Below are 20,412 nucleotides of genomic sequence, written 5' to 3'. Positions count from 1 at the left end.
GTTGAGGCCGGGTGGGCTCATCGCTGGCACGATATCCTCCGTTTCCCTCATCCGCCGCGGATCAGGTCCGCGCCCTTCTCGGCGATCATCAGCACCGCCGCCTGCGTGTTCCCGGACACCTCCGTCGGCATCACCGATGCGTCCACCACGCGCAGGCCTCGCAGCCCGTGCAGGCGCAGCCTGTCGTCCACCACCGCCTCCGGCCCGTGGCCCATGCTGCAGGTCCCGACGGGGTGGTAGATGGTCTGGCCGTTGCGGCGGGCGAAGTCGAGCCAGTCCGCGTCCTCCCGCACATCCGGCCCCGGATTCAACTCGCGCGCCACATAGGGCGCCATGGCCGCCTGCCCCATGATCCGCCGGGCGAGCTGCATGCCGCGCACCATCGTCTCCTGGTCCATGGCCGTGGCGAGGAAGTTGGGGCGGATGGCGGGCGGCTGGCGCGGATCGGGCGAGCGGAGATGGATGGTGCCGCGCGATTCCGGGCGGAGCTGGGTCACGCCGATCGTCATGCCCGGCTCCTTGTCCAGCCGGCGGTCCGCGGCGTTGGCGTAGCTGGCGTGCATGAAGAAGTACTGCACATCGGGTGTGGCGAGTTCCGGCCGCGTGCGGACGAAGCCGTGGGCCATGCCGGTGCCGAGGGTGAGGATGCCCTTGCGCGACAGGAAGTACTGCGCCACGCCCTTCACCAGCCCCCAGCCGCGGGTCATCTCGTTGAGCGTGATCGGCATCGTCACGCGCCAGTTCATGCGCGTGGCGTAGTGATCCCGGTAGTTGCGGCCGACGCCGGGCAGCGCGTGCCGCACCGGCACGCCGGCACCCGCCAGCACCTCCGGATTGCCGATGCCCGAGAGCTCCAGCAGGTGCGGCGACTGCACAGCCCCCGCCGCCAGCACCACCTCGGCGCGGGCTGTAACCTTTTTCTCGTCACCCCCCTGGCGGTAGCGCAGGCCGGTGACGCGCCCTTCCTCCAGCAGGAGGCCCAGCGCATGGGCATCCGTCCGGACCGCGAGGTTGGGGCGGGACAGCACGGGGCGCAGATAGGCCTCCGCCGCGCTCCAGCGCCGGCCGTTCCTCTGGTTCACCTGGTAGTAGCCGAAGCCTTCCTGATCCCCGCCGTTGTAGTCGGGGTTGCGCGGGAAGCCGGACTGCACGCCCGCCTCGATGAAGGCGTCGGCTAGGGGATTGCGCTCGCTTACGCGAATGACGTTCATCGGGCCGTCGCCGCCGCGCCACTCGCTCGCGCCGTCCTCGAAGCGCTCCAGCTTGCGGAAATAGGGCAGCACGTCGGCGAAGCTCCAGCCGCGGTTGCCCATCTGCGCCCAGCCGTCGAAGTCCAGCGCCTGGCCGCGCACGAAGATCATGCCGTTGATCAGCGTGGAGCCGCCGAGGCCCTTGCCGCGCGGCACCACAATGCGGCGGCCATGCGTGTTCGGCTCCGGCTCCGTCTCGAAGCGCCAGTTGTAGCGGCCGCCCACCAGCAGCTTGCTGAAGCCGGCGGGGATCGGCACCCAGAATCCGTTGTCGCGGCCGCCCGCCTCGAGCAGCAGCACGGTGCGGCGGGGGTCCTCGCTCAGCCGGTTCGCCAGCACGCAGCCCGCTGTGCCGCCGCCGACGATCACGTAGTCGAAGCTCTCCGCGGGGTTCGTCATGCGGGGGTCATGCCGAGGAAATCGGCCATCAGCCGCAGTTGCCCCTCCAGCATGGGGCGGCCGGGATGGATGCGGCAGCCGCGCGCGGCGGCGGCGGCCAGGACCGGCGTCACCTCGGGCTGCATGATGATCTCAGCGACGATCTCCCCTCCCCCCAGCCGGGCCACGGAGAAGGGAAGCGGATCGCCCTCGGCGAGGCCGAGCGAGGTGGCGTTCACCAGGAGATCGTGCCCGGCGGGCTCCGCATCGCCCAGGGCGACGGGCAGGCCCGGATACCCCGCCGCCAGGCGATCGTGCAGTGCCTCCGCGCGTGCCCGCGTGCGGTTGGCGATGGTGAGCTGCGCGACGCCCGCCTCCGCCAGGGCGAAGGCGATCGCGTTCGCCGCGCCGCCGGCCCCTGCCAGATAGGCGCGCATCCCCGCCGGCTCGATCCCGGCCTGGCGCAGCCCGGCCAAGAACCCCTCCCCGTCCAGCATCGCGCCGATCAGCCGCCCCCCTTCCTGCCGCACGGCGTTGACGGCGCCGATCCGGCGCGCGGCCTCGCCCACCTCGTCGCAGAGGTCCAGCATGGCGGTCTTGTGCGGCACGGTGGCGATGAAGCCATGGAAGTTCCGCTGGCGGCGCAGCCCGTCCACCACCGCCCGCAGGTCGGCGGCGGCCACGTGCACGGGCACCATCACCCCGTCCACGCCGCGCTCGCGCATGATCGCGTTCAGCCCCTGCGGCGTCTTCACCTGGCGGATGGGGTCCGCCAGGATTCCCCAGATGCGCGTGTGGCCGGTGATCTCCGTCATCGCCGCGCCCTCACAGGCCAAGATAGGCGGTCTTCACATGCGGGTCGGCCAGAAGGGCCGGGCCGGTGTTCTCCGCGGAGATCTGCCCGTTCTCGATCACATAGGCACGGGCCGCGATCTTCAGCGCGTGGAAGGCCTTCTGCTCCACCAGCAGCACGGTGGTGCCCATCGCGGCGATCCGCTCCACAATGCCGAACATCTGTTGCACGATGATGGGCGCGAGGCCGAGGGAGGGCTCGTCCAGCATCAGCAGCCGGGGATTGGCCATCAGCCCGCGCGCGATGGCCACCATCTGCTGCTCCCCGCCCGAGAGGGAGCCGGCCATCTGCGAGAGGCGCTCCCGCACGCGGGGGAAGAGCTCCAGCACCTCCTCCAGTCGCCGCGCGGCGCCCGCGCGTGCCGCGGGGTGGTAGCAGCCCATCAGCACGTTGTCCCGCACGGTCATGACGGGAAAGAGCTGGCGCGCCTCCGGCACCATGACCAGTCCGCGGCCGACGATCTCGGCCGGGCTCAGCACGTCGATGCGCTGGCCCTCCAGCTCGATCCGCCCGGCGCTGGGGCGGATCAGGCCGGAGATGGCGCGCAGCAGCGTCGTCTTGCCCGCGCCGTTGGCGCCGATCAGCGTCACGATCTCGCCCGCCTCCACGCGCAGGGACAGGCCCTGGAGGATGGTGGTGCGGCCGTATCCGGCGGAGAGGTCAGAGACCCTGAGCATCGACGTAGTCCTCCCCGAGATAGGCCTCGATCACCGCGCGGTCCCTCACCACGGCGCGCGGCTCGCCCTCCGCGATGACGCGGCCGGAATCGATCACGACGATCCGGTCCGAGATGCTCATGATGGCGTGCATGTTGTGCTCGATGGCGATGACGCTGACGCCGCTGTCGCGCACGGCGCGGATCAGCGCGACCATGCGCTGGGTGTCGGCCTGGCTCTGCCCGGCCATGACCTCGTCGAGCAGCAGGATCGAGGGCTCGGTCGCCAGGGTGCGCGCCACCTCCAGCCGCTTCAGCCCGCCGATGGGCAGGTTGCGCGCCTCCACCTCGGCCAGCTCCTCTAACCCCACCTGCCGCGCGACGCGCAGCGCCGCGGCGCGGGCCTCGGCCACGCCGGAGTGGCGCAGGAAAGCGCCGATCATGATGTTCTCCAGCACCGTCAGCTTGCCGAAGGGCTGAACGATCTGGAAGGTGCGGCCGACGCCGAGCCGCGCGAACTCGTCCGGGTTGCGCGGCGCCGCCATCTCGCCGTCCGGCCCGCGCACCGCGACCGTGCCCGAGCTGGGCGCGAGGAAGCCCGAGAGCTGGTTGAACAGCGTCGTCTTGCCCGCGCCGTTGGGCCCGATAATGCCCAGGATCTCGCCGCGGCGCAGCGTGACGGAAACGTCGTTCGTGGCGACCAGCCCGCCGAAGCGGCGGACGAGGTTCCGGCCCTCCAGCACCGTCTCGCCGGCACGCCCCTCCACCGGCCGCGGCGGTAGGAGAGGCGCGACGGCCGGCGCCGCGCCGCCGCCGGGCAGGCGGTCGATCCATCCGCCGATGCGGCGGCCGAAGGTGCCCACCAGCCCCGCCGGCATGGTGAGGGTGATGATCACCAGCGCTGCGCCATAGACGAAGCCGTGCAGCCCGCTCGCCTGGCCGCCGAGCCAGCCGCGCGCCGCCTCGGCCAGCGGGACCACCAGCAGCGCGCCCAGCAGCGGGCCGGAGACGGTGCCGATGCCGCCGATCAGCGCGTACATCGCCACCTCGATCGAGAGGGTGAGCGAGAACATCGTCTCGGGCTCGAGAAAGGTGAGGTACATCGCGTGGAAGGCGCCCACCAGCGCCGTCAGCCCGGCCGAGGCCATCACGGCGCGCAGCTTCACGCCGCTGTTGTTGATGCCGGCGGCGAGCGCCGCCTCCTCCCGCTCCCGCACCGCGATCAGCGCGTAGCCGAGGCGCGAGTTGCGGATCCACCAGGAGGCGCCGAGCGCGAGCAGCAGCAGCCCGAAGGCGATGTAGAGGTAGTTGACCTTCTCGTAGAAGATCATCCAGGCCCAGCCGGGGTTGAGCGGCACGATCAGCCCCGCCGCGCCTCCTGTCACGTCGCCGAAATGGATGGCCAGCAGACGCGTGACCTGGAGGAAGGCGATGGTGGCCAGGGTGAAGAAGGGCCCGCGCAGCCGGAAGCAGGGATAGCCGATGGCGGCGCCGACGAGCGCGGCCAGCAGCGCCGCCGGCCACATGCCGATCCAGGGCGAGAGGCCGAAATGCTTAATGAGCAGCGCCGTGCCGTAGCCCCCGATGCCATAGAACACGGCATGCCCGAGCGAGAGCTGCCCCGCGAAGCCGCCCATGATGTTCCAGGCCGAAGCGAGGGCGGCGAAGACGCAGATCGTCACGGCCACATGGATCAGGAATGACGAGCCGGAGACCAGCGGCAGGATCAGCAGCAGGGACAGCGCGATCAGCGAGAGGTAGACGCGCGGGTTGGTCAGGCCGCCCAGCCCCTCCGCACTGCGGGTGGCCGGGGCGGTGCGTGCCGTGGCGGGGGCGTCCATGCTCTCACTCCGTGCCACGGCCGAGGCCGAACAGGCCGGTCGGCTTGAAGACCAGGATGGCGATGAAAATGGCGAAGTAGACGACCTCCTTCAGGTCCGGCGCGATGTAGTAGCCGGAGAGGCTGTCCACGATTCCGATGATCATGGCGCCGACGAAAGCGCCGGTGAGGCTGCGCATCCCGCCCAGCACCACCACCACGAAGGCGGTGAGCACGAAGTAGCTGCCGATGGTCGGCGTGACCGGGATCAGCGGCATGATGAGCGCGCTGGCGAGCCCGACGCAGGCCGAGCCCAGTCCGAAGGCGAAGATGTAGATCCGCTCCACCGGCACGCCCATCAGCAGGGCGGCGTTGCGGTTCTGCGCCGTGGCCCGCACCGCGCGGCCGAGCGGCGTGGTGTGCATGAAGACGTGGAGCCCGCCGATCAGCGCCACCGCGCAGAGGAGCATCGCCGCCTGCCCGACAAGCAGCGTGCTGCCGCCCAGCCGCAGGCTCTCCCGCACCGAGGGGACCTGGAGCGAGTAGAGATCGGCCCCGAAGAGGAGCAGGGCGAGGTTCACCAGCGCGGTGGACAGGCCCACCGTGGCGAAGATCTGGATGTGCTCTTCCGCTTTGAGGAGCGGCTGGATCATGAAGCGCTGGATCAGGGCGCCGACGACAAAGAGCAACACGACCACCGGGAAGGCCGCGAGATAGGGATGCAGCCCAAGCTTCGCACCCAGGAGATAGGTGGCGTACATGCCGACCATCAGCAGCTCCCCATGGGCGAAGTTCACGACACGCACGATGCCGAAGATCAGCGTCAGCCCGACGCTGATGATGGCATACATGCTGCCCAGCATGATGCCGTTGACGATCAGCTGGACGAGGATGTCCATCTCCGCGTTCTCCCTCAGCGGCCGGATGCGCGCAGCGGCGGCGCCCGCCTGCAAGCGGGCGCCGGCCGCGACTCAGGCCGTGCCGAGAACCGGCTTGACCGGGGCCATGGCCGCGCTGGCCGGGAAGACCGTCACCAGCTCCCCGCCCTGCCACTGCATGAGGAAGGGGTCGGCCCGCTCGTTCTGCCCGGCCTGATTGAACTTCGCGCCCCAGCCCGTGGCGGTGCTGCCGACCGGCTTGTCCACGGCCAGCACGGCCTCCCGGATCGCGGCCGCCCGGAGGTCGGAGGCGGCCTGCATGGCGTCGAGGAAGACCACGGCGCCCATGTAGTTGCAGAGGCTGTGACCCGAGCGCGGCGCCATGTTGTACTTCGCCTGGTACTTGCGCACGAACTCCTCGATCCCCGGCGCGCCCGCGGGATTGGTGCGGAACTGGGTGAAGTCCACGTTCAGCGCGCCCTCCATGTGCTGCGCGCCCACGGCCTCCATCGTGTCGCGTAGGGAGTAGCCGCCGCCCGCGCCAATCGCCGCCCTGGGCCGGTAGCCCTGTTCCCGCATCTGGCGGAAGAACAGCACCGTGTCGTTCTGGTAGGAGGTCTGCAGCACCACGTCCACGCCGGCCGACTTCAACCGCAGCACCACGGGCGTCAGGTCCACCGAGCGCGCGGAATAGGGCAGCGTCTCCACGAGGTTGAGGCCGAGTTCCTGCACCCGCTTCTTCTGGTAGCCCGCGACCGTCTGACCGTAGAGGGAGTCCTCGTGGATGATCCCGACCTTCAGCGACTTCGGGTCGACCTTATAGGCGGGCGCCACCGCGTCCCGGATGGAATCCACCATCATGTTGGCGAAGCCCGAGGCGGTGGCGTTAGTGCGGAAGATGTAGCGGAAGCCCCGCTCCGTGATCGGGTCGGAGATCGCGCCCAGCTCGAAATAGGGGATCTGCGCCAGCTCCGTCACCTGCGTCGCGGCGAGGCAGAGGGAGGAGGAGAAGGTGCCGAAGATGCAGGTGACGCGCTCGACGGAGGTGAGGCGCCGCGCCTCGCCGACCGCCTGGTTGGGATCCACCGCGTCGCCGCGCACCACCTGGATCGGGCGCCCCTTCACGCCGCCGGCCGCGTTGCGCTCCTCGATCGCGATCTCCACGCCGCGGTAGCTCTCGTCGCCCAGCAGCGCGAGGCCGCCGGAGAAGGGGAACAGCGCGCCCACCTTGATGGGACCGGATTGCGCCAGGGCCGCGGAGCCGAGAAGCGGGGCCGCCGCCAGCGCCACACCGCCGGCGAGCGCGCCGCGTCGGGTCAGGGATTCCATGCTGTCCTCCTCTCGCCCGCGTTGATCCGGGCCGTTTCGTTCCTGGACGAGGGCCGGTCCCATGATGGCCGGCCATTGGCATGAGGATGCAGGCAACCAAGTTGCCTGACAAGTGGCAGATCCCTTACGCTCGCCCTGGAAGGGAGATTTCCATGGCTGCGAGGTTTCGCTCATGAGCACCCATGCCGGGCGGGTCGCGGTCGTCACCGGGGCCGGACGGGGGATCGGCCGCGCCGTGGCCGACGCGCTGGCGTCCGCCGGCGCCTCCGTGGCCTATCTGGATGCCGACCCGGCCCTGGCGGAGGCGGCGGCGGCGGCGCGCGGGCGGGGCGCGGCCGCGATGGCGCGGCAGGTGGACGTGGCGGAGGAGGCGGGAGTCTCCGCCGCTTTCGCGGCCGTGGTGGCGGCGCTCGGCCCCGTGGACGTGCTGGTGAACAATGCCGGCATCTCGCCCAAGAGCGGGCCGGACGGCCGGCGCGGCGAGGCGCAGGACATCGGCCTGGACGAGTGGCGCCGGGTGCTGGACGTGAACCTGACCGGCGCCTTCCTCTGCACCCGCGCCGCCCTGCCGGGCATGCGGGCGCTGGGGCGGGGGCAGATCGTCAACATGGCCTCCGTTGCCGGCCGCACCTATTGCGACATCGTCGCCGTGCACTACGCCGCCACCAAGGCGGCCCTGATCGGCATGACCAAGCACCTGGCCGGCGAGCAGGGCCCCTACGGCATCTCCGTCAATGCCGTGGCCCCCGGCCGGATCGACACGCCGCTGATGCGCGGCACCGCCTCCGCGGCCAACGAGGCGGCGCGGCTGGCCACACCGTTGCGGCGCCTGGGCCAGCCGGAGGACGTGGCGGCCGCCTGCCTGTTCCTCACCTCCGCGGCGGGCGCCTTCGTGACCGGGCAGGTCTGCGACGTGTCGGGCGGCTGGCTGATGAGTTAACCCCTGATGACCGACGGAACCGCCGACCAGATCGACCGCACCCCTTCCCTCGCCGCCCGGCTGGCCCAGCGCCTTCGGGATGAGATCCTGTCCGGCCAGCTTGCCGTGGGGGACCGCCTTCCCACCGAGCAGGCCATCGCGGCCCGCTTCGGCGTCAGCCGCCCCACCGTGCGCGAGGCCATCGGCCTGCTGAAGCATGACGGGCTGGTCACGACGCGACAGGGCGCCGGCGCCTTCGTGGCCGAGAGCCGTGCCCTGGCGAGCTTCCGGCTGGATGTCCTCGACTTCGGGAACAAGGCCGAGATCCGCCATGTGATCGAGCTGCTGATGGCCGTGGAATCGGCCGCGACCGAGCACGCCGCCCTGCGCCGCACCTCGGAGGAGCTGGCGGGGATCGAGGCGCAGCTCCGCGCCATGCAGGCCGCGATCGACCGCGGCGAGCCGGGGGTCGAGGAGGACATGGCCTTCCACCGTTCCATCCTGGCGGCGAGCGGCAATCCCTTCTTCTACGATCTCTCGGAGTTCCTGGACCGGCGCGTGCGCAACTTCATCCGCGCCGCCCGCGCCAACACCGCGCGCCAACACGGCCTGACCCAGGTGGTGCAGCGCGAGCACGAGGCGATCTTCGAAGCCGTCAGGGCCGGCGACGGACAGGCCGCGCGGCGCACGGCCGAGACGCACCTACAGCAGGCCGCGAAGCGGCTTGAGGTCTATCTGTCCAACGCTCCCGCGCGCTCGGCCTGAGCTGGACCCTACGGTTTTTCCGGAGGAGCGGTCTGTTCGGGGGCGTGGCCGCATCGTCGCCAAGTGCTCCACCCACCGCCCCACCTCGGCACCCGTCGCGGCCCGCCGTGGCGGGGAACGGTTGTGCCCTGCATCAGGCCCGACGCTTGCGGCCTTGGAGCGCGCGGCCTCTCAACGAAACGACGGGGACGGCAGCGCCGTCCAGGCCCAGCGCATCGCAGCGGCGCCCTAAGGTCGGTCGAACAGATCACCGCGAAGCGCGAAGGGAGACTCCCGGCGGAGGTAATACCGGTCGAAGCGCTCATGGCTGCTCCTCTGCAAACCGGGATCCCTTGGCGGCGCCGTGCAGGCCGCCACCGCGAAACACCAGAGGCAGCCCCTGGCGAGGGTGATTGCCGTTCTGAGCATGTTCATGGCCTGCATCGGTGAACCACGCGGGTAACGCCGGAGACTGTCCCGGGGAGGCTGCCCGGTTGGCCCCCGCATCGAGATCCTCGTCCAGTGCCGAACAGCTACGGCCTGGCACCGAGGTGGGCATCGATCTCCGGGGAACTCATCCGCGGAGACCCGGCAAGGGTACGGGCAAGCTCGTGCCGGCGTGTTCCTTCAACCCGCCGAGGCTCTCTGGTCGCCGCTTCGCGCCACGCAGGGTGGTGGCATCGCCGTGCTGCCGAACGGCAGGCGCTTCGTGAACGAGCCGAACCTCCACCACGACGTCATCCAGGCGCTCTTCGCGAGCCTTGAGCCCGGCCAGGCCGCGCGCGCCTTCCTGGTGGTGGACCAGCCCTTCCTGCACCGCGTTGCCCTGGGCTTCGTGAAGCCCTTTCCCGTACCGGTCAGGCCGAACATCCGCTCAGGCTATCTGGAGAACGGGAACACCGTCGCCGAGCTGGCGCGCAACGCCGGCATCGACCCGGCCGGGCTGGAAACAACGGTCGCCGAGTGGAACCGCGACATAGAGCATGGCGAGCACCGCGTTTTCGGGAAGGGCGCTGCCTTCCATCATCGCTGGCGCTAGGCCGCGCCAGTGCCGTCCGCTGCCTCGCGTCCGGGTGGCAGGTGCCCTCCGTGCAAGGAGAGGTCGGGGGAGTAGCATGGCCCGGTGGAACCAGGGGCCATTCGTCGCCGGCACGCCGGGGGGGGGCCCTGCTCCAGCTCGTGGCCCTCGGGCATCCCGTGATCAAGGGTCCTTCCGGCAAGCCGGCGCTGCCGCGCGGACCGGCTCCTCGGCCGGGACGTCCGGCGCGTCTCCCGGCCGGCGCGGCGGTGGACGGCGCCCCGGGTTTCGGTTAACGGCGCCACCGAGCCTCGGCGAGGAGAAGCTCCCTGCGCATTCTGGTCACCGGCGCGTCGGGGCTCCTGGGCGGGACGCTGGCCGGCGAGCTCGCCGCGCGCGGGCACGGCGTGGTCGCCATGACAGGCCGCAGGCCGGCGCTGCTGCCCGAGGCTCCGGCAGGGGCAGCATCCCGGCCCTGGAGGGGCACGGCTCCCTGCCGCGGTGAGATCCTCTCCCTTCCGGCGGACCTGCGGCGCGAGGCGCTCGGCCTCGATGCGGCGCGTCTCGCCTCCCTGGCCGCGGGGCTCGACCTGATCGTCCACTGCGCGGCCGTCACGGGCTTCGACCTCGAACCCGCCGTCTACCGTGCCGTGAACCTGGAGGGCACGGCCCGCATCCTGTCGCTGGCCGAGAGGGCCGGCCCGCGGCCGGTTCCGCTGCTGCATGTCAGCACGGCCTATGTCTGCGGCGACCGGAGCGGAGCGGTGGCGGAGAGCCCTCCCGCCCCCGGCACGCGCTTCGCCAACGGCTACGAAGCGAGCAAGGCCGAGGCGGAATCCCTCGTCGCGGCCGCACTCGGCCGTGGCCTCCCCGTCGCCGTCGCGCGCCCCTCCATCGTCGTGGGGGCCTGGACGGACGGCGCGATCGCCCGCTTCGACAATCTCTACGGCCTGATCCGGTTGGTGACGGAGGGCCGCGTCCGCACCATCCCGGCGGCAGCAGGCGCCACTCTGGACATGGTGCCGATCGACCACGTCGTCCACGGCCTCACCGATATCGCCGAGCGGATGGAAGCCGCCGCCGGCCGGATCTTCCATCTCGTCTCCGGCGCGCCCGTGCCCGTGGCGCAGCTGCGCGACCTGGCGCTGAGCTACCCGCAATTCCACGCCCCACGTTTCGTGCCGCCGGAAGGGTTCGACCCCGCCGCGCTCGGGGAGGCGGAGGCCTGGTGGCACGCGCGCGTCACAGGCCTCTATGCGGGCTACTTCCTGCGCGACCCCCGCTTCGCCGACGGCAACCTGCGCGCACTCAGCGGCCGCGCCTGCCCGCCGGTCGACCGGGCATTCCTGCGCCGGATGATCGATCACTGCATCGCCCGGTGCTTCCTGCGCGGCGAGGATGTTCAGCGCACGTCCGGGTAGTGCCGTTCCAGCCTCTTGCGCAGGCCCAGCCCCCAGCGAATGCCGACCTTCAGGTAGATCAGGTTCGCCCGCAGGCCACCCCAGGCCGCGACGCGCCGGTCGGAGGTGAGCACCACGCGGTTCACCAGCCGCGTCCGGCCGAGCCGCGCGAAGCGGATGCAGAGGTCGGCATCCTCCATCACGGCCAGCGTCGTGTCGCAACCGCCGACCGCGAGGAAGTCCGCGCGCCGGAAGAACATGGCGTGGTCGCCGAAGAGCAGCCGAGCGCCGCGCAGGAAGAGATGCGGGCGGAAGAGCAGCGGCGCGTACCAGGTCTTGATCCAGTTGTGGAAGCTCGTGCCCCAGCGCACCGTCCCAGGCCCGCTGAGCAAGGGCGTGAAGCCGGCCAGCGCCGTGGCAGGATCGGCCATGACGCGCCGGATCACCTCCACTGCGTCGTCCGGCAGGATCGTGTCGGCGTGCAGCACGAGGACGATCGGGGCCGAGACCTCCTCCACCCCGCGGTTGATCTGCGCGGCCCGGCCGCGCACGGGATGCTCCACCACGCGCATCCCCCCGGCGCGCGCGATGGCGACGGAGGCGTCGCGGCTCCCGCCATCCACCGCCACCACTTCGTCGGGCGCGGGGTGCAGCGCCGCGATGCTCCGCAGCAACCGCGGCAGGGATGCCGCCTCATCCAGCACAGGGATGACGATGGCGACGCCGCTCACCCCGCCAGCTCCGGCCAGCGGGCCAGGTCCTCCGGCCTGTCGAGATCGGCCAGCCTCCCGAGCAGGGAGGGCCTCACGCCCTTCGAGGCGAAGCGGGCCATGGTCTCGGCGAACACAACCTCCGTGCCCCACTCCATCGGCTCGAACAGGAACGGCATGGGCTCACGGAGGCCGAGCAGCCAGTAGCCGCCATCCTCGGCCGGGCCGATCACGGCGCGGTGGCTCTGCAACGCCGCCGCGGCGGCGTGCAGGTGGCCGGGCGAGAGGTCGGGCAGGTCCGAACCCACCAGGATGACGGGCGGCTCCGCCGCCGCGCGCGCCATGCGCTCGCCGAGATCGCCCTCGCCCTGCTCCGCCAGCGGGACATCCGCTCCCAGCCACTCATGGAAAGCCTCCGGCGCCGCGCCGGTGTGGCGCAGCTCGAAGGGCAGGCCGCTGGCCCGCAGCACCTCGAGCGCCCGCTCCGTCAGCCGCCGGTGCAGGGCCGCCGCCCCTTCCGGCCCAAGGGCCGGGATCAGGCGAGTCTTGGCCCGGCCCGCTTCGGGGAAGCGGCTGAAAAGTGCGATGCGCGGCGCCTTGCCGCCCCGAGGGGCTCCCCTCATCTCCCCCGCCATGCCCGCTGCCCCGTCCCGCTCCGACCGCAGTCTCGCCTCGCCGGCCCCCGGCGGGAAGGCCGGCCCGGCCCTGCTGGCTGCCGGCCTCGCGCTCGCGGCCGGGGCGATCTTCCTCGCCGAGCGCCGCGCACCCCTTCGCCGCCGCTCCCAGGCCGAGCCCTCCCGCACGATCCGCAACCTCGCCATGGGCGCCCTCAGCATGGCGGTGGTGGCCGCGGTGGAGGGGCCGGTGGCGCGGCGCCTCGCGCGGCGGGCGGAGGGGCGGCGGCTCGGGCTGGCGCAGCGCCTGCCGCTCCCGGCCCCGGCGCGGGATGCCGTGGCCTTCCTCCTGATGGACTACACGATCTATGTCTGGCACGTGCTGACCCACAAGGTGCCCGCCCTCTGGCGCCTGCACCTCGTGCACCACGTCGACCTCGACCTCGACGCCTCCACCGCGCTGCGCTTCCACGCCCTGGACATGCTCGTTTCCGTCCCCTGGCGCGCGGCCCAGGTCGCCCTCCTCGGCGTCTCGCCCCGCGCCTTCGGTGCCTGGCAGGGGTTCTTCTTCCTCTCCGTTCTCTTCCATCACTCCAACCTGCGCCTGCCGGAGCGGCTGGAGCGCGCGCTGGCCCTGGTGCTCACCACCCCCCGGATGCACGGCATCCACCACTCCGCCGTGAGGGAGGAGACGGACTCCAACTGGACGAGCGGGCTGAGCTTCTGGGACCGGCTGCACCGCACCTTCCGGTGGGACGTCGCGCAGCGCGACCTGCGGATCGGCGTGCCGGGCTACCGCGACCCGGCCGAACTGCGGCTGCGTCCCTCGCTGAGGATGCCCTTCCGGCCCCAGCGCGACGCCTGGCTCCCTCGCGAGGGGCCCCGCCCGGGCGGGGGGCCCGTGCGGGGCCGCTGAAACAGCGGTGCCGCGCCCGGCGTTCCCCCGCCGCCACCAGGGAAGCCCGCCATGCCCACGCCATCAGAGCTGAGCCGCGACCTGCGGCGTCGCACAGACCCCGATCTCCGCCGCCGGCGCTGGCTGGTGGGCCTCTCGCTCCTCGGCGTGGCCATCGGGCAGGTCGTGACGCTGTACCAGACCGGCATCATCCGCCGCCTGCCCGACCCGCCCCTCGGCCCTTTCGATTCCGAGCGGGTGAACGCCTCGGACTACGCCTACAAGCGGCTGCAGGTGCCGGACGCCGTGCTGATGATCGCCACCTATGCCGCCACCGCCGCCCTGGCCGCCGCCGGCGGGCGGAACCGGGCGGAGGAGCAGCCCGTCCTGCCGGTGGCGCTCGCCGCCAAGACGCTGTTCGATGTCGGCACCAACCTCAAGCTGGCGCAGGAGGAATGGGCGGACAACAAGGCCCTCTGTGCCTACTGCCAGACGGCGAGCCTCGTCTCCATCGCCTCCCTGGCGCTCGCCCTACCCGAGGCGGCGCGGGCCTTGCGGAACCTGCTGGGCCGTTGAGCGGCCCGTTCCGGTTCGACCCTGCCGCCCGCGGCGCGGCGCTCTCCCTCTGCGAGGCGGCCATCGCCGCCTTCCTGCCGGGGGTGCCGGAGATCACGGCCGATTCCCTAGCCGCGCGGCTGGGGAGCGACCCGCCGCTCATCCTCGATATCCGCGCGCCGGAGGAGCACGCGGTGGGCCGCATTCCCGGCGCGCGCCTCGTTCCGCCCGGGACGCCGCTTCCGGAGATCCTGGCCGAGCCCGGGGTGGCGGGCGCCGGCACGATCGTCCTCGCCTGCTCTGTCGGTCTTCGCTCCGGCCGCATGGCGAAAGCGCTGCTGGCGCACGGCCTGCCGCCCGCGCGCCTGCTCAACCTGCGCGGCGGGATCTTCCGCTGGGCGCGGCTCGGCCTGCCCATGGTGGACGACCACGGCCCCACCCGCACCGTCCACCCCTTCGACGCGCGCTGGGGGCGGCTGCTGGACCGCTAGCGCCGCAGCCGCGCCACCACCCCCGCCCAGCGCCGCGCCCAGGGGCCGAAGATCCGGGGCTCGCAGCCCGCGAAGGCAACCGCCTTGGAGAGCTCGGAGTGCGTGGGATAGGGCACCACGGCGCCGGAGATGGCCCAGGGCGAGGCCTTGCCCGCGATGGCCAAGCTCCAGGGCAGCACCATCTCCCCCGCCCCCGCGCCGACGATGGTGGCGCCCACCACCCGGCCGCGGGCCTTGATGACCTTCACGAAGCCGGCCGTGTCGCCCTCGGCCACCGCCCGGTCGTTCTCCGCGAAGTCCTCCCGATGCACCTCGACGTGCCCGTGCCGCTCCCGCGCGGCCGCCTCCGTCAGCCCGAGCTGCGCCAGTTCGGGGTCGGTGAAGGTCACCCAGGGCAGCGCGGCATCCTTCACCCCGGCGGGGATGCCGAGGCCGATGTTCATCACTGCCACCGTGCCCTCATGGCCCGCCGCATGGGTGAAGCGCGGGCCGTCGCGGCAGTCGCCGATGGCGAGGATGCGGGGATTGGTGGTGCGGCGCCGCGCGTCCACGCGGATGCCGCCAGGGTCCACGGTAACGCCCGCCGCCTCCAGCCCCAGCCCCTCCACCGCGGCGCGGCGGCCCGCGGCGACGAGCAGGTGGCTGCCCTCCACTGCCCAGCCGCCATCGGTCTCGACGCGCAGGCCAGCCCCGGTCCGGGTGACGCGCGTCGCGCGGGTTTCGGGCCGGATCGTCACGCCCTCGGCCCCCAGCCGGTCCAGGACCAGGGCCGCCGCCTCCGGATCGTCGCGCGGGAAGGGACGGCCGGACGCGATCACCGTCACGGCGGCGCCGAGCCGGCGGAAGGCCTGCGCCATCTCCATCCCGGCCGGCCCGCCGCCGAGCACGACGAGGTGCTCCGGCAGGCGGTCGAGATCCCACAGGGTCTCGTTGGTCAGGAAGGGGACCCCCGCCAGCCCCTCCACTGCCGGGATGGCGGGGCGGGAGCCGGTCGCGAGCACGATGCGCGGCGCCTCCAGCACCCGGCCACCGACCTCCACGCGGCCGCGCGCGTCCAGAAGGCGGGCCTCGCCGCGGATCACCTCCACGCCCCAGGCGCGGAAGCGCTCCTCGGAGTCATGCGGCGCGATGGCGTCGATCGCGGCCCGGACATGCGCGCGCACGCGGCCGAAATCCACGGTGGGTTCCCCGGCCAGGATGCCCAGGCGCCCTCCCTCCCGCACGGCCTGCGCGCGGTGGGCCGCGGCGAGCAGCGCCTTGGAGGGCACGCAGCCCGTGTTGAGGCACTCGCCCCCCATCCGGTCCCGCTCCACCAGCGCGACGCGCAGGCCGAGCCGCGCGCAGCCCCCGGCCGCGGTCAGCCCGGCCGCGCCGGCGCCGATGACGATCAGGTCGTGCGTGCGCGCCAGAGCGGCCCTCCCTGCGCGATGTTGAGGGAAACAGTATGGCCGAATGCGCCGGCCTGCCCACATCCTGTGCGCCAGAGCCGCGGAGCGCCCCCGTGACAGCCGAGACCTCCCTCGCCCCCCTGCCGCCGGCCAAGTTCCGCGATCCCCGGATCACCGCGAAGGGGGAGCGGCGCGCCGCTGTCGGCCTGTCCTCCCTGCGGACGCTCTGGTTCAACACCGGGACGCTCTGCAACCTGACCTGCGCGAACTGCTACATCGAGAGCTCCCCGCGCAACGATGCCCTCGCCTATCTCACCGCGGCGGAGGGCGCCGCTTTCCTCAACGAGATCCGGCGCGACGCATGGCCCGTGGGGGAGATCGGCTTCACCGGCGGCGAGCCCTTCATGAACCCCGACTTCCTGCCGATGCTGGCGGAGGCCCTGGGCCGTGGCTTCCGAACCCTCGTCCTCACCAACGCCATGCGGCCGATGATGCGCCACGCGGGGGAGCTGGCCGCGTTGAACGCCGTCCATCCCGCGCTGCTGACCATTCGCGTCAGCCTGGACCACCACTCTCCCGCCCTGCACGATCTTGAGCGCGGTGCGGGCACCTTCGCGAAGACGATGCTGGGGCTGGAATGGCTGGCCGAGAACGGCTTCCGGATCAACATCGCCGGCCGCGCCGCTTTCGGGGGGGAGCCGGAGGCGGAGCTGCGCGAGGGCTATGCGCGCCTCTTCGCGGAGCACGGCATCCCGGTGAACGCGGAGGATCCCGTGGACCTCACGCTCTTCCCGGAGATGGACGCCGCCGCCGAGGTGCCGGAGATCACCGAGGCCTGCTGGGGCATCCTGGGCAAGTCGCCGGAGAGCGTCATGTGCGCGTCCTCCCGCATGGTGGTGAAGCGGAGGAACGCGGCGGCACCCGCCGTTCTCGCCTGCACCCTGCTGGCCTACGACCCGCAGTTCGAGCTGGGCGCGACCCTGGCCGAAGCGAGCCGCCCCGTGCCCCTGAACCACCCGCACTGCGCGCGCTTCTGCGTCCTCGGCGGCGCGGCGTGCAGTCGGTAGAGGGACAGGCCCCGAATGGACTTGCGTCGGAAGAATGGAGGGTTCCGGCCGAGGCCAGAGGAGCTCCGTGGCGCAGCAGAGACGGTTCACGAAAGGATCCGAGGAAGAGGCGGTTCGGTAGATCACCCGGAGCCGGAACCCGCAGGTCGATGAGCCCGGACGGCTCTGGACAGGAAGACGCCGCGGCCGAGCTGAAGCGCCTGCGGCGGGAGAACGAGATCCTTCGTCATGAGCGGGGGACCGCAAGCGGGCCACGGCTCTTTTCGCCAGGGACGGGGTGAGGCCCTTGAGCGCCATTGGTTCGAGCGAAGGGCCGAACGGTCGGGTTCACGCTCATCGATACTGCCTGGCTGATGCGCGAGGATGACCTCCGTGCCCAACAGAGGCGGCGGTTCGGGCGGACAACCGATAGCCACCATGCCTCGCCGATTGCGCCCGACCTGCTGGACCAGGATTTCGCGGCGCACGGCCCCGACCAGGAATGGGGTTAGTGATACCTCCTACATCTGGACTCGCGACCCCAGCAGGCCGCTTCTAAGGGGAAAGATCACGCTCTTTCGTGAGCTTATCCAAGGTGCCCACCATCACGGAGGGGAGTTGAACTGTCTCTTTCGCCGAAAGAGGCGATGCCATATCGATGGGGGCGTTGCTTCCTGGGCATTACGAGAGGCCAACGCAGCAGCTTGCGCCTCGTCCATTCGCGCCAACTGAATGCGGTCGAGGCGGCTGGTCGCGACCGTTGCACGTCGCTCCGCCTCATCGGCCCGCCGCCTTGCATCCTCGGCCTGCTGCTCCGCCTCGTGGGCGCGGGCCTGAGCGGCCTCCAGTTCGGCCGGAGCTATGGCCTGACTACGAGCAGCCTCCACTTCTGCCTCGATCCGAGCCAAGCTCGTCTGGACCTTCATCGCCCGCAGCTCAGCTTCCTCTGCCCGTCGGAACGCGGCATCCCGCTCACCCTCAAGGGCTGCGGCTCTGCCTTCCGCTTCGTGCTGTGCCGCTTCGGCGCTCTTGACCACCCCTTGAAGGCTGGCTGCGGCACGCGCGGCCTGCGCCATCAGATGCCGCACCTCCGTCAGGTCGTCCTGTGCGGTATCCCGCTCCCGCTCCAGCTGTGTCGCTCGTTCGCGGTCTGTCTGACTTTGAAGGCGTAGCGCCGTAGCTTCTCCTTCAGCCCGCGCCGCGCGCGCCTGTGCTTCCGCCAGCTCAGTCGCTTTCTGATCCGCGAGTGTCCGTGCTGCAGCAAGCTCAGCCTCGGCCCTATCCGCCCGGATCTGCTCGCGGTTCAGCGCACCACGAAGTGTCGCGGTCTCGCTTTTCAGGACTTTGAATGCCTGGCTTTCGTCCATTTGCCTGTTCAGCCGTTCGGTCCTGGCCTCCTGGATCTCGGAGGAGGTTAGCCAGACCCGCCACCGGCCGTCCTCGTTGCTCCGGTTTGCCCGCACCTTCCGGAGGACGATACGCTTCCGCAGCGCACTCACGGAAACGCCGATCAACTCGGCGGCCTCGGCCAGGGGATACGGCTTCGCTTCGTTGTCCATGGAGGTCCGCTTAGTCGTCTGCTGAGCAGCTAGCGAACAGAAGCTGCCGCGTCTACTTCGGCGGCGTCGCTCCGGGAAGCCGAGGGGACTGCGAGCAGGACGTGGGACTCGGGCTCTTACGATACCAAATACCGCCAGGAATCGAGAGCCGACCGAGGGCAACCCGCTGGCGCCGGCCCATCCCTAGCTGGGGGTCGAGCGGGCCCTCGAACCCCTCCGCGCCGACCGGGGGCTCAGCCATCCCCGCGCGCTTCTGACCCGCCCGCTTCCGTAGAAATGCACGCGTCTGGGCCCCTTGGTCCGCCTCGTTCCCCTGGTGGGGCGGCAGCGATGGTCTCGCTCTCCTGACTTGGCATGTCTCGCCGAGGTCCTTAGAGGGCCTCCATGCTTGTGAAACAGCTCCGCCCCATGCAGGACCTCCCCGAGCCCATCGAGATCCGGGTCAGCAAGGAGGGACCCGGCCGGAACAGCTGGCGCTGGTCGATCTGGCGCGGCACGACCCTCGTCTCCCGCGCCGCCCAGGGCTTCTCGGGTGCCGAGGCAGCGTATGAGGACGGCCGCCGCGTCCTGAACCGCTGACGCGCGGCACTGCGCGCCCGAACGCAGGTAGCCCCCTGCCCTGCCCCTCTTACCCGGCGGCCGCCGGCCTGCCGCTCATGGCGACTACCGGATTCAGCAGCCCAGACGCCCCGCGACCACCACTGGCGCCGCCGACAGCGCCACCGCCACGCCGACCGGGCCCCACACAATCGGAGGAGTGACCCCCTGCCCCGTCAGGCAGCGCCACCACCCGGGCCCGGGAACGTGCCACCGAGCGAGCGTGTGAGGTCAGCCGCGACGCTGAGAAGGCTCGGGCTGGCCTTGTCCGCCGCGTCCCGCGTGAGCCGCGTCACCGGTCCGGTGAGGCAGAGCGCGCCCGCGAAGGTCTCGCCCGGACCGAAGACCGGGGTGGCCATGCCCGCGACATGGGGGTCCCGCTCGCCCCCGGTGTAAAGCGGAACCCTGGTCGTCGAGGCTTCCGGCAGCAGGGGCACGGCCCCGAAGATCCGCAGCACCTGGGCGATCGCTGAATTGTCCATCGGCAGCATGTCGCCCTGCCGGACATGGAGTCTCAACCGGTGAGGTGAATCGACGCGGTACAGGCAGAGCCGGTGCTCCCCGCTGCGGACGTAGAAGGAGGCGCTCTCGCTCGTCTCCGCCACCAGCCTCTCGAGCGCGGGCATGACATGCGCCTCGACCCGGAAGGACTGCTGATAGACCGAGCCGAGGCGGAACAGCTCGGCCCCCAGCCGGTAGGAGCCGTCCGGGAGGCGGATCAGGTAGCCGTGCTCCTCCAGGGAGATGGCCAGCCGCATGATCGTGGTCTTCACCAGGCCCGTCCGGGCGGTCAGCTCGGCCAGGGTCACGGCGTCGTCGCCCCGGCGGAAGGCCGAGAGCAGGGTCAGCGCCCGGCCGGCCGAGGCGACACCCTCCAGCGAGGCTTTCGAACGGATCTGCGTGGTCATCGCGCGCACGGTTAGGACCCGGTCGTGCGCAGAGCAACCCGGCTGTCCACGGCGCTCAGCCGGCGTGGGAGAAGAGCGGCTGGCCGGGTGTCTCCAGGGTGGCCCTCAGAATGCTCCCCGTCTCCGATTCCGTGATGAACAGGTCACGCCCCTCCGGCCCGCCGAAGGCGAGGTTGGTGGTGGACCAGCCCGCGCAGGAGGCGATGCGCGCCAGGGGCTCGGCCCTGGGCGAGAGGCGCCATGCCGTGCCGAAGCCGGCATGGGCCACAAGGAGGCAGCCCTCCGCATCCAGCGCCAGCCCGTCCGGCCCGCTCGGCCCACCGTGGAGGTGGCAGAAGATGCTCGCCTTCGTGACGCTGCCATCGGCGTGCAGCGGCAGGCGCCAGATCTGGTTGGCGCGCGTGAC

The 20,412-nt window shown here is 71.6% G+C and carries 21 protein-coding genes and 1 pseudogene; 10 read left to right on the top strand and 12 right to left on the bottom strand.

Annotation, left to right across the window (positions count from 1 at the left end):
• Positions 1-47 precede the first annotated feature (47 nt).
• The 6 genes from FHS87_RS16790 to FHS87_RS16765 form a co-directional block, all read right to left on the bottom strand.
• Positions 48-1,649, bottom strand: a complete 1,602-nt coding sequence (locus FHS87_RS16790) for a GMC family oxidoreductase (protein ID WP_184520546.1) — start codon at positions 1,647-1,649, stop codon at positions 48-50.
• On the bottom strand, positions 1,646-2,443 hold the full coding sequence (locus FHS87_RS16785) for a shikimate dehydrogenase family protein (RefSeq protein WP_184520545.1): 798 nt from the start codon (positions 2,441-2,443) through the stop codon (positions 1,646-1,648). The genes FHS87_RS16790 and FHS87_RS16785 overlap by 4 nt, the downstream gene beginning before the upstream one ends.
• Positions 2,444-2,453: 10 nt before the next feature.
• Positions 2,454-3,158, bottom strand: a complete 705-nt coding sequence (locus tag FHS87_RS16780; protein WP_184520544.1) for an ABC transporter ATP-binding protein — start codon at positions 3,156-3,158, stop codon at positions 2,454-2,456.
• On the bottom strand, positions 3,142-4,977 hold the full coding sequence (locus tag FHS87_RS16775; RefSeq protein WP_184520543.1) for a branched-chain amino acid ABC transporter ATP-binding protein/permease: 1,836 nt from the start codon (positions 4,975-4,977) through the stop codon (positions 3,142-3,144). The genes FHS87_RS16780 and FHS87_RS16775 overlap by 17 nt, the downstream gene beginning before the upstream one ends.
• Positions 4,978-4,981: 4 nt before the next feature.
• Positions 4,982-5,854, bottom strand: a complete 873-nt coding sequence (locus tag FHS87_RS16770; protein WP_184520542.1) for a branched-chain amino acid ABC transporter permease — start codon at positions 5,852-5,854, stop codon at positions 4,982-4,984.
• Between the two features lie 72 nt (positions 5,855-5,926).
• Complete coding sequence (locus FHS87_RS16765) at positions 5,927-7,162, bottom strand: ABC transporter substrate-binding protein (protein ID WP_184520541.1); 1,236 nt, start codon at positions 7,160-7,162, stop codon at positions 5,927-5,929.
• 172 nt (positions 7,163-7,334) lie between these two features.
• Here FHS87_RS16765 and FHS87_RS16760 point away from each other — a divergent pair, with 172 nt between their 5' ends.
• The 4 genes from FHS87_RS16760 (at position 7,335) to FHS87_RS16745 (ending at position 11,264) form a co-directional block, all read left to right on the top strand.
• Positions 7,335-8,102: an SDR family oxidoreductase gene (locus tag FHS87_RS16760; RefSeq protein WP_184520540.1), complete on the top strand. Its 768-nt coding sequence runs from the start codon at positions 7,335-7,337 to the stop codon at positions 8,100-8,102.
• Positions 8,103-8,108: 6 nt separating this feature from the next.
• Positions 8,109-8,846, top strand: a complete 738-nt coding sequence (locus FHS87_RS16755) for a FadR/GntR family transcriptional regulator (protein ID WP_184520539.1) — start codon at positions 8,109-8,111, stop codon at positions 8,844-8,846.
• Between the two features lie 598 nt (positions 8,847-9,444).
• Complete coding sequence (locus tag FHS87_RS24290; RefSeq protein WP_312862031.1) at positions 9,445-9,864, top strand: FAD-binding protein; 420 nt, start codon at positions 9,445-9,447, stop codon at positions 9,862-9,864.
• A 308-nt stretch (positions 9,865-10,172) separates the two neighbouring features.
• The gene (locus FHS87_RS16745) at positions 10,173-11,264 is read left to right on the top strand and encodes an SDR family oxidoreductase (RefSeq protein WP_184520609.1); all 1,092 of its coding nucleotides are present in this window, start codon (positions 10,173-10,175) and stop codon (positions 11,262-11,264) included.
• Here FHS87_RS16745 and FHS87_RS16740 read toward each other — a convergent pair.
• Both FHS87_RS16740 and FHS87_RS16735 read right to left on the bottom strand, forming a co-directional pair.
• Positions 11,246-11,974: a glycosyltransferase gene (locus tag FHS87_RS16740; protein ID WP_184520538.1), complete on the bottom strand. Its 729-nt coding sequence runs from the start codon at positions 11,972-11,974 to the stop codon at positions 11,246-11,248. The genes FHS87_RS16745 and FHS87_RS16740 overlap by 19 nt on opposite strands.
• Complete coding sequence (locus FHS87_RS16735) at positions 11,971-12,576, bottom strand: TIGR04282 family arsenosugar biosynthesis glycosyltransferase (RefSeq protein ID WP_184520537.1); 606 nt, start codon at positions 12,574-12,576, stop codon at positions 11,971-11,973. The genes FHS87_RS16740 and FHS87_RS16735 overlap by 4 nt, the downstream gene beginning before the upstream one ends.
• Before the next feature lie 10 nt (positions 12,577-12,586).
• On the opposite strand from FHS87_RS16735, the gene FHS87_RS16730 reads away from it, so the two are divergent.
• The 3 genes from FHS87_RS16730 to FHS87_RS16720 are packed head-to-tail and all read left to right on the top strand — an operon-like array spanning position 12,587 to position 14,508.
• Positions 12,587-13,483 (top strand): sterol desaturase family protein, encoded by an 897-nt coding sequence (locus tag FHS87_RS16730; RefSeq protein WP_184520536.1) that lies wholly within the window; start codon positions 12,587-12,589, stop codon positions 13,481-13,483.
• A 51-nt stretch (positions 13,484-13,534) separates the two neighbouring features.
• The gene (locus tag FHS87_RS16725; RefSeq protein ID WP_184520535.1) at positions 13,535-14,038 is read left to right on the top strand and encodes a vitamin K epoxide reductase family protein; all 504 of its coding nucleotides are present in this window, start codon (positions 13,535-13,537) and stop codon (positions 14,036-14,038) included.
• Positions 14,035-14,508, top strand: a complete 474-nt coding sequence (locus FHS87_RS16720; RefSeq protein WP_184520534.1) for a rhodanese-like domain-containing protein — start codon at positions 14,035-14,037, stop codon at positions 14,506-14,508. Before FHS87_RS16725 ends, FHS87_RS16720 begins: the two co-directional genes overlap by 4 nt.
• Here FHS87_RS16720 and FHS87_RS16715 read toward each other — a convergent pair.
• Positions 14,505-15,980 (bottom strand): dihydrolipoyl dehydrogenase family protein, encoded by a 1,476-nt coding sequence (locus FHS87_RS16715; RefSeq protein ID WP_221300019.1) that lies wholly within the window; start codon positions 15,978-15,980, stop codon positions 14,505-14,507. The genes FHS87_RS16720 and FHS87_RS16715 overlap by 4 nt on opposite strands.
• Before the next feature lie 29 nt (positions 15,981-16,009).
• On the opposite strand from FHS87_RS16715, the gene FHS87_RS16710 reads away from it, so the two are divergent.
• Both FHS87_RS16710 and FHS87_RS23855 read left to right on the top strand, forming a co-directional pair.
• The gene (locus tag FHS87_RS16710) at positions 16,010-16,963 is read left to right on the top strand and encodes a radical SAM protein (RefSeq protein WP_312862030.1); all 954 of its coding nucleotides are present in this window, start codon (positions 16,010-16,012) and stop codon (positions 16,961-16,963) included.
• Positions 16,964-17,307: 344 nt separating this feature from the next.
• Positions 17,308-17,482, top strand: a pseudogene (locus tag FHS87_RS23855) (IS3 family transposase); the annotation flags it as partial.
• Positions 17,483-17,547: 65 nt separating this feature from the next.
• On the opposite strand, the gene FHS87_RS16705 reads toward FHS87_RS23855, so the two are convergent.
• Positions 17,548-18,501: a coiled-coil domain-containing protein gene (locus FHS87_RS16705; protein ID WP_184520532.1), complete on the bottom strand. Its 954-nt coding sequence runs from the start codon at positions 18,499-18,501 to the stop codon at positions 17,548-17,550.
• Positions 18,502-18,885: 384 nt separating this feature from the next.
• Here FHS87_RS16705 and FHS87_RS16700 point away from each other — a divergent pair, with 384 nt between their 5' ends.
• Complete coding sequence (locus tag FHS87_RS16700) at positions 18,886-19,080, top strand: hypothetical protein (protein WP_184520531.1); 195 nt, start codon at positions 18,886-18,888, stop codon at positions 19,078-19,080.
• A 194-nt stretch (positions 19,081-19,274) separates the two neighbouring features.
• Here FHS87_RS16700 and FHS87_RS16695 read toward each other — a convergent pair whose 3' ends face one another.
• Together FHS87_RS16695 and FHS87_RS16690 are read right to left on the bottom strand one after the other, a co-directional pair.
• Entirely contained in the window at positions 19,275-20,006 is a 732-nt protein-coding gene (locus FHS87_RS16695) for an IclR family transcriptional regulator (protein WP_184520607.1), read from the bottom strand.
• Positions 20,007-20,061: 55 nt separating this feature from the next.
• The coding region (locus tag FHS87_RS16690; protein WP_184520530.1) for an SMP-30/gluconolactonase/LRE family protein at positions 20,062-20,412 on the bottom strand (351 nt) is incomplete at its 5' end.

Origin of the sequence: Muricoccus pecuniae (genome assembly GCF_014199205.1) — a bacterium.
In the GTDB taxonomy this organism is placed as follows: domain Bacteria; phylum Pseudomonadota; class Alphaproteobacteria; order Acetobacterales; family Acetobacteraceae; genus Roseomonas; species Roseomonas pecuniae.
Note: the sequence above shows the minus strand (reverse complement) of the source record. Positions and strands in the feature narration are given on the sequence as shown.

Bases quoted from the DNA above. Each gene is read 5' to 3' on its own strand.
- FHS87_RS16790 (WP_184520546.1), bottom strand. From the start codon at position 1,649: ATGACGAACCCCGCGGAGAGCTTCGACTACGTGATCGTCGGCGGCGGC.
- FHS87_RS16785 (WP_184520545.1), bottom strand. From the start codon at position 2,443: ATGACGGAGATCACCGGCCACACGCGCATCTGGGGAATCCTGGCGGAC.
- FHS87_RS16780 (WP_184520544.1), bottom strand. From the start codon at position 3,158: ATGCTCAGGGTCTCTGACCTCTCCGCCGGATACGGCCGCACCACCATC.
- FHS87_RS16775 (WP_184520543.1), bottom strand. From the start codon at position 4,977: ATGGACGCCCCCGCCACGGCACGCACCGCCCCGGCCACCCGCAGTGCG.
- FHS87_RS16770 (WP_184520542.1), bottom strand. From the start codon at position 5,854: ATGGACATCCTCGTCCAGCTGATCGTCAACGGCATCATGCTGGGCAGC.
- FHS87_RS16765 (WP_184520541.1), bottom strand. From the start codon at position 7,162: ATGGAATCCCTGACCCGACGCGGCGCGCTCGCCGGCGGTGTGGCGCTG.
- FHS87_RS16760 (WP_184520540.1), top strand. From the start codon at position 7,335: ATGAGCACCCATGCCGGGCGGGTCGCGGTCGTCACCGGGGCCGGACGG.
- FHS87_RS16755 (WP_184520539.1), top strand. From the start codon at position 8,109: ATGACCGACGGAACCGCCGACCAGATCGACCGCACCCCTTCCCTCGCC.
- FHS87_RS16735 (WP_184520537.1), bottom strand. From the start codon at position 12,576: ATGAGGGGAGCCCCTCGGGGCGGCAAGGCGCCGCGCATCGCACTTTTC.
- FHS87_RS16730 (WP_184520536.1), top strand. From the start codon at position 12,587: ATGCCCGCTGCCCCGTCCCGCTCCGACCGCAGTCTCGCCTCGCCGGCC.
- FHS87_RS16725 (WP_184520535.1), top strand. From the start codon at position 13,535: ATGCCCACGCCATCAGAGCTGAGCCGCGACCTGCGGCGTCGCACAGAC.
- FHS87_RS16715 (WP_221300019.1), bottom strand. From the start codon at position 15,980: ATGTGGGCAGGCCGGCGCATTCGGCCATACTGTTTCCCTCAACATCGC.
- FHS87_RS16705 (WP_184520532.1), bottom strand. From the start codon at position 18,501: ATGGACAACGAAGCGAAGCCGTATCCCCTGGCCGAGGCCGCCGAGTTG.
- FHS87_RS16700 (WP_184520531.1), top strand. From the start codon at position 18,886: ATGCTTGTGAAACAGCTCCGCCCCATGCAGGACCTCCCCGAGCCCATC.
- FHS87_RS16695 (WP_184520607.1), bottom strand. From the start codon at position 20,006: ATGACCACGCAGATCCGTTCGAAAGCCTCGCTGGAGGGTGTCGCCTCG.